Annotated in this window: 8 protein-coding genes; all 8 read left to right on the forward strand. The window is 45.2% G+C overall.

Annotation, left to right across the window (positions count from 1 at the left end; translation table 11 throughout):
• Nucleotides 1-173 precede the first annotated feature (173 nt).
• Nucleotides 174-1,412 (forward strand): EAL and HDOD domain-containing protein, encoded by a 1,239-nt coding sequence (locus I2483_RS18840; protein ID WP_207278600.1) that lies wholly within the window; start codon nt 174-176, stop codon nt 1,410-1,412.
• 122 nt (nt 1,413-1,534) lie between these two features.
• Entirely contained in the window at nt 1,535-2,383 is an 849-nt protein-coding gene (locus tag I2483_RS18845; protein WP_207278607.1) for a DegV family protein, read from the forward strand.
• Nucleotides 2,384-2,491: 108 nt separating this feature from the next.
• Nucleotides 2,492-3,874 (forward strand): ATP-dependent helicase ComFA, encoded by a 1,383-nt coding sequence (locus I2483_RS18850; RefSeq protein WP_207278601.1) that lies wholly within the window; start codon nt 2,492-2,494, stop codon nt 3,872-3,874.
• Nucleotides 3,871-4,479 (forward strand): ComF family protein, encoded by a 609-nt coding sequence (locus tag I2483_RS18855; RefSeq protein ID WP_207278602.1) that lies wholly within the window; start codon nt 3,871-3,873, stop codon nt 4,477-4,479. Before I2483_RS18850 ends, I2483_RS18855 begins: the two co-directional genes overlap by 4 nt.
• Nucleotides 4,480-4,498: 19 nt before the next feature.
• Nucleotides 4,499-4,915: a TIGR03826 family flagellar region protein gene (locus I2483_RS18860; protein ID WP_207278603.1), complete on the forward strand. Its 417-nt coding sequence runs from the start codon at nt 4,499-4,501 to the stop codon at nt 4,913-4,915.
• 485 nt (nt 4,916-5,400) lie between these two features.
• Entirely contained in the window at nt 5,401-5,664 is a 264-nt protein-coding gene (gene flgM, locus I2483_RS18865; RefSeq protein WP_207278604.1) for a flagellar biosynthesis anti-sigma factor FlgM, read from the forward strand.
• 29 nt (nt 5,665-5,693) lie between these two features.
• Nucleotides 5,694-6,191: a flagellar protein FlgN gene (locus tag I2483_RS18870; RefSeq protein WP_207278605.1), complete on the forward strand. Its 498-nt coding sequence runs from the start codon at nt 5,694-5,696 to the stop codon at nt 6,189-6,191.
• A 169-nt stretch (nt 6,192-6,360) separates the two neighbouring features.
• On the forward strand, nt 6,361-6,615 hold a 255-nt coding region (locus I2483_RS18875; RefSeq protein ID WP_207278606.1), incomplete at its 3' end, for a helix-turn-helix domain-containing protein.

Below are 6,615 nucleotides of genomic sequence, written 5' to 3' on the forward strand. Positions count from 1 at the left end.
GTGTCAGAACTCTCATTATACAGGATTTGGGGAGGTGCTCTATTTTCTTGCCGTTTTATACTTAGAGCCGCAAGGGCTCAAAGATATGAAATTGATTCATATAGTATCTTTTATTAATTATAGTGGTAAAATATCGTTTTTTTGCTATACTACAAGAAATGAGGTGCGTATGAATGAACGATACAAATATATTCGTTGGCAGACAGCCAATATTGGACCGAAATGGCGACATCTATGGCTATGAATTGTTATATAGAAACAGCCATAAGAACTTTTTCCCGAACGTGAACCCTGAACAAGCGACAATTGGCTTACTCGTTAATACTTTCCTAACAATAGGAAGCGAGAAGGTAGTGGGGAATACTATATCATTTATCAATTTTACAGGCGAATTACTTACCCAAGACATTTTTGCAAACCTTGACCCTGAAAAAGTCGTCATTGAAGTGTTGGAAAACGTTGAGATTACCCCCTCACTCCTGACTAAATTGCGGCTGTTGAAAGGGATGGGCTTTAAAATAGCATTAGATGATTTTATCTTGCAGGAACAATACAGCGTACATAGTGATCTGTTCAAAATTGTTGATTTCATCAAGGTTGATTACTTAGATACAACGCCAGCGGAGCGTTTAGAAATTGAGAAATTTGCCAAACAGTACCCCGCTATCGTGATGCTTGCAGAAAAAATTGAAACAGAAGAACAATTCAAGGCGGCGATAGCATCTGGCTACAAATTATTTCAAGGTTATTTCTTCTCCAAACCGGAAATTGTCACGGGAATCGAAATCCCATCGAATGTTAGTCTTCATTTTCAAATTATCGAGCGTCTTCATACAGAACCCCCAAATATCGATGAAGTCACGGAGCTCATCATGCACGACATCTCACTGTCCTATAAATTGCTGAGGCTGATTAATACCCTGGCATTCGGGGTGCCAAAACGGATTAGTTCCATCAAACAAGCCATTGTTCTAATTGGCCTGCGTGAAACCAAGAGATGGATACAAGTCCTTGCTTTGCGTGAGATAGGGGAAGGGCCGGGAAATGGTCGTACACAAGCACTTGCTGACTACTCGTTAACACGGGCCAAAATGTGTGAACTCCTCGCGAAACATGACGGCAAGAAAAAACCCGAAGAGTATTTCTTTGCGGGCATGTTTTCACTGATTGACGTCATTATGAAGCGGGACTGGGATGCAATCTTACAACTCATTCCATTATCTGACGAAGTGGCGCTTACAGTTAGAGGGAAGCGGACAGAAATCACCCCATACCTTCAACTTGCCGAAGCCGTTGAATGCTTTGACTGGCAACGTATCGAGCAACTGGTTACCGAAATGGGAATAACACAAGCTGAACTCAGCAGGTGTACGTTAGAAGCACATCGTTGGACACAAAGTTTGCGGCACTAAAAGAGTATCGTCTATTCCTATTGTAATGGGGTGGACGATTTTTGCTTTTTCGGAGTCAGTTCATTTACACATTCCCATTTCACTTCGATTTAGGTAGAATGGGGGGAGGAGCTGATCTGACATTGAAAATAGCAATTGTTACGGATAGCACGGCTTATTTACCAGTCGCTTTAATGGAAGAATTGGATATTCATATGATTCCACTAGCAGTGGCACTTAACGGCGTTATGTATGATGAAGAAATTGATATTCGTTCAACCGATTTTTACGATAATGTACGTGGTGATGGACCGTTACCAAAGACATCACAGCCACCAATTGGTAAATTCATTGAACTGTTCGAGTCGTTAACAGACACATACGACGCAGTCATTTCTATCCATTTGTCGAGCGGTATAAGCGGCACATATGCAGGTGCTGAACAAGCCGGCAAAATGGTGGAAGGCATCGAAGTATATCCATTTGACTCCGAAATTTCATGTTATTTACAAGGGTTTTACGTACTCCGCGCGGCAGAACTTGCCAAAGAAGGAGCGACTCTAGACGTAATCATGACAGAGCTTGATGACATGAAAAAGACCATGCGCGCTTATTTCATGGTAGACGACCTTACACATTTGCAACGGGGCGGCAGACTTTCTGCCGCACAAGCGCTAATTGGCGGACTTCTTCAAGTAAAACCAATTCTACATTTCCAAGAAAAAGTAATCGTCCCGTTTGAAAAAATACGCACACGCAAAAAAGCCATGAAACGGATTGTGGACCTGCTAGCGGAGGACGCAGCGCAAATGCCACTCGAGGCGGTCATCATTCACGCTAACCGACCAGAAGATGCCGAAGTATGGCACGAGGCACTTTCCGCACAGTTGCCAGACGTCAAATTCACCATCAGTCACTTTGGACCAGTCATCGGCACACATTTAGGGGAAGCATCGATGGGACTTGGATGGGTCAAACGAAGAAGTAACTAAAAAAGGAACGCAGCCTAAGTTCGCTACGTCCTGTCGCAATAAAGAGGAATGATGTTCAATTCCTCTCCGCTGCATAACCTGCGTCCAGCAGGCCAGGAGGTGTTACAAATGACCATACCATTCGATCCGTCAGTTAGGGACTTCCTGGCTGGCCGTATTTGGCTCCGCCTGCACACCCCTTTTCCAGCTGAAACAATCGACGTTCACATCGCTTCCGGGCATATTAAAACCATTCAAGGCATCCAATCAACCAATGCATTTTCCAGTCAAACCAAGCACTTCTGCAACCGATGTGAAAACGACACGCAGTCCCGCTTCACAACATTCGACTGCGCAAAATGCGAAGCCCCTTGCACCTATTGCAGGCACTGCCTAAAAATGGGGCGTGTGTCAACATGCACGGAACTAATCATCTGGAACGCAGAACCACCGACCTTTCCGACAGACCAAATAATTGCTTGGCAAGGTAAATTGACACCGCGCCAGCAACAAGCATCAGACGAACTGACAATCAGTACTACAAAACGAATCCCGCATCTTATCCATGCCGTCTGTGGTTCTGGAAAAACAGAAATCCTATTCGAACCTATCCATAAACTGCTGACGGAAGGAAAAAGGGTTTGCATCGCAGCGCCACGTGTCGACGTCATTCTCGAACTCGAACCACGTCTGCGCGCAGCATTTCCGCAGACAGCAATCGAAGCGTTATACGGCGGCTCGAAGTCAACAACTGAATCCGCACCCCAACTCATTCTCGCAACGACCCATCAGTTATACCGGTTCCGTCACGCCTTCGATGCCATTTTCGTCGATGAAGCAGATGCCTTCCCTTACACAGCTGAAGAAACATTGAGACGAGCGGTTCGTAAAGCAGCGAAACCGGGAGCACCCGTCCATTTCGTCACAGCCACACCATCAGACAAACTCCTAGCTGATATCAAACGAACAGGACAAGTGTCAACCATCGACCGCCGATACCACGGACATCCATTACCAGTTCCACGGTGTGACACATTATGGAATTACACGAAACAAATCCAAAAAGGCAAATTACCCAAGAAACTCGCCAACTGGACAACTGACCGGCTTAAACGACAAGAACCGTTCCTCATCTTCTTCCATCACATAGGACTCATGGAGCAAGCGGAACCGTTATTCCAACAGCTAGACGCACGTATTCACGCCGTCCATGCTTCGCATCCAAATCGAAAAGAGCATGTCCAAGCGCTGCGTGATAAAGAAGTACCTGGGCTTCTAACAACAACAATCCTGGAACGCGGCATCACAATCCAAAATGTCCAAGTTGCAGTTGTCGGAGCCGAACAGCTCATATTTAACAAGGGTGCGCTTATTCAAATTGGCGGCCGTGTCGGACGTTCCTCTCAATATCCAACTGGCGAATTTGTCCTTTTTCACCACGGCATCACGTATGCAATGGACGAAGCGAAGAAGGAAATCACCCAGTTGAATAAAGGAAGTGTCCGCACATGAATAGCTGCCTCCTATGCGAAACGCCGATTGCACAAATACCGTCCTGGAAAGCGCTGCTCGCACTCGAAAAACAAACAGAAATTTGCCAAGACTGTTCAAAAGAGTTCCAACGTGCCGACATAAAAGAAAGAGATCCTTTTTTAGATCAAATTACTTCACTATACACATACAACGAAGCAATGCGGGAATACCTGCACCAATACAAATTCCTCCAAGACGTCGCATTAGCAAGTGTCTTCGCGAATGAACTACGTGTCCATTTAAAAGGAAACGCAACAATTGTTCCAATCCCGATGCATCCGGAAAAAAGGATTCAGCGGACATTCGCTCATGTCGATGAACTGTTGAAAAGTACACGTATTCCGTTTGCGCATATACTTGAAAAAACAGGAACTGAAGCAATGGGCGAGAAATCGAGAGCGGAGCGTCTTGCGATGGATTCTTTATTCAAGGTGAAACCGGGTACGGAAATCCAACCTGGCACGTATATACTAGTAGATGATATCTATACAACTGGTACTACGCTGCGTCATGCGGCAACAGTCTTAAAAGAGGCAGGTGCAACACGTGTCGAAGCTGTTACACTGATTCGAGCTGAACGATAAACGATAGGAGATGCGCAAAATGGCAGATTTACGAGATTGCCCAACATGCGGCGGTTTTTTCAACTATACAGGCATGCGCGAAGTGTGTGCAAAGTGCGCCATGGGTGAAGATGAAATGTATGAGGAAGTCTACCGTTTCTTGAGACGGCGTGAAAATCGGGCAGCGACAGTTGAACGGATCGTCGAAGTGACAGGTGTGTCTACGTCCTTGCTTTATCAATGGGTAAGGAAAGGTCGGCTCCACCCGGCGGTATTCCCAAATCTCGGTTATCCGTGTGACAATTGCGGTAAACTGACGAACGAAGGGAAATTGTGTGCTGGCTGTTCAGCAGACATTAGTAATGAACTTAGAACGTTTGAGGCGGCGGAGGAATTCAGGGAAGTGGTCGTAGAGAATGACCGAAAGACGTACCTTGCGCATCGCGGGCTGAAATAAGAACGAAATCGGCAGTTTGCGGACTGGCCGTTTTTTTCTTATTTTGTCTAGCTCCAGGCGCCAGCCGCTAGGGTCATAAGCAATCCAGCTATGTGGCAAAGGGCGCCACTTCGTGCCTGCAAGGAGGCAGGTATGCAGTTGATGCGACAGGACGTCGCGATCTTAGACTGCCTACCTTTTTCACTTATGCCTGTCACGTCTAAACGGCGCCTTGCGATTTTCTTATTGTCTAGCTCCAGGCGCCAGCCGCTAGGGTCATAAGCCAATCCAGCTATGTGGCAAAGAGCGCCACGTCGCTGGATTGACTTATGCCTGTCGCGTCTAAACGGCACCTTGCGCTTTTCTTTGCAAAAGACCCTAAACGTTCATGAATTTATGCCGAAATAAGGATAGAAGAGCAATAAATTTAAAGTGGAAGCCTCTTAGTCAGCCCTAATAGGCGCTGTAGTTGGACTATCTAAACAGTAATGAAAGGAGCGGGCCAAATGAAAATTCAAAAGTTCAATCTCCCTGCCATCAATCCTTATAAAGCAAATCAACTCAAAGCGGAACAGACAGAATACAAAGCGAAAATGAAAACTGACAAACTCGAAATTTCATCCGAAGCGAAAGAACTTTCGAAAACGTCCTCATTCACTGTCGAACGCAATGAACGTGTGCAACAGTTGAAAGCGCAAGTCCAAGCTGGAAATTATGAAGTGGATGCCGAACAGCTCGCTGCCAACTTGATCAAGTACTTTAAACCGTAAAAACGTAACGAATGAAAGTAGGGGAAAAAATGTCTATCGCGACCATTTTGGCGACACTTGGCAGCCTGGAAAAACTTCATAGAAGTCTGCTACGACTAGCGTACGACAAAACCAACTTTATCAAAAGTGGGGACCTGGAACTACTTGACCAACTGCTGAAAGACGAGCAAGCCCATTTGGCAGCAATCGTACAGCTAGACAGCCAGAGGCGACGTGACGTAGCACAATACTTAGCTGATCAAGGACGATCGGTACCGATGAATCCGACTATCGCAGATTTACTGGACGCTGCACCGGAAACGGACAAGAAAAATCTTGAGGAGGAGAGGGACCGTCTCCTGCATGCGATTCATGACTTGAAAGGACAAAATGAACTTAATCAGAAGCTGACCTACCAGTCACTTCAGTTTGTGAATCTGTCGCTGGACATGGTTCGGCCACGCCTTGAAGCGCTCAATTACTCGAAACCGGAAATTAACGGAAGACTAGAATCTAAAGAACAAAGGACTTTCGATTCTCAAGCCTGAGGAGTTGACTACTGTTATAAAAAATATTGGAAATTGTATAAAAATAGAGTGATAGATCTATTAGTTCAGAAGTTATTCAACGGTTATCTGTGCGTTTAATAAGGTAAAGATTGTTGATGGAGTTGGAACTGGAACTGTCATTGGAAGAACATAAAAGGGGATGCTTGTTTTGAAAAAGGCATATAAAACTGAAGTTCATTTCACCACTTCCCAACAACAAAAAGCCAATCAAACAATCGGGGTTTGTCGATATGTCTACAACCTCTACCTCGAAACGGCACAAGATCACTACAAAGAAACGAAGCAACATTTATCCGGTTTTGCTTTTTCAAAATGGCTGAACAATGTGCATACGAAACAAACCGACCAATGGATTAAAGAGGTTTCGAGTAAAGCCGTTAAAAAAGCCATTATGAACGGAGAT

The organism is Sporosarcina sp. E16_3 (assembly GCF_017347125.1).
Classification (GTDB): domain Bacteria; phylum Bacillota; class Bacilli; order Bacillales_A; family Planococcaceae; genus Sporosarcina.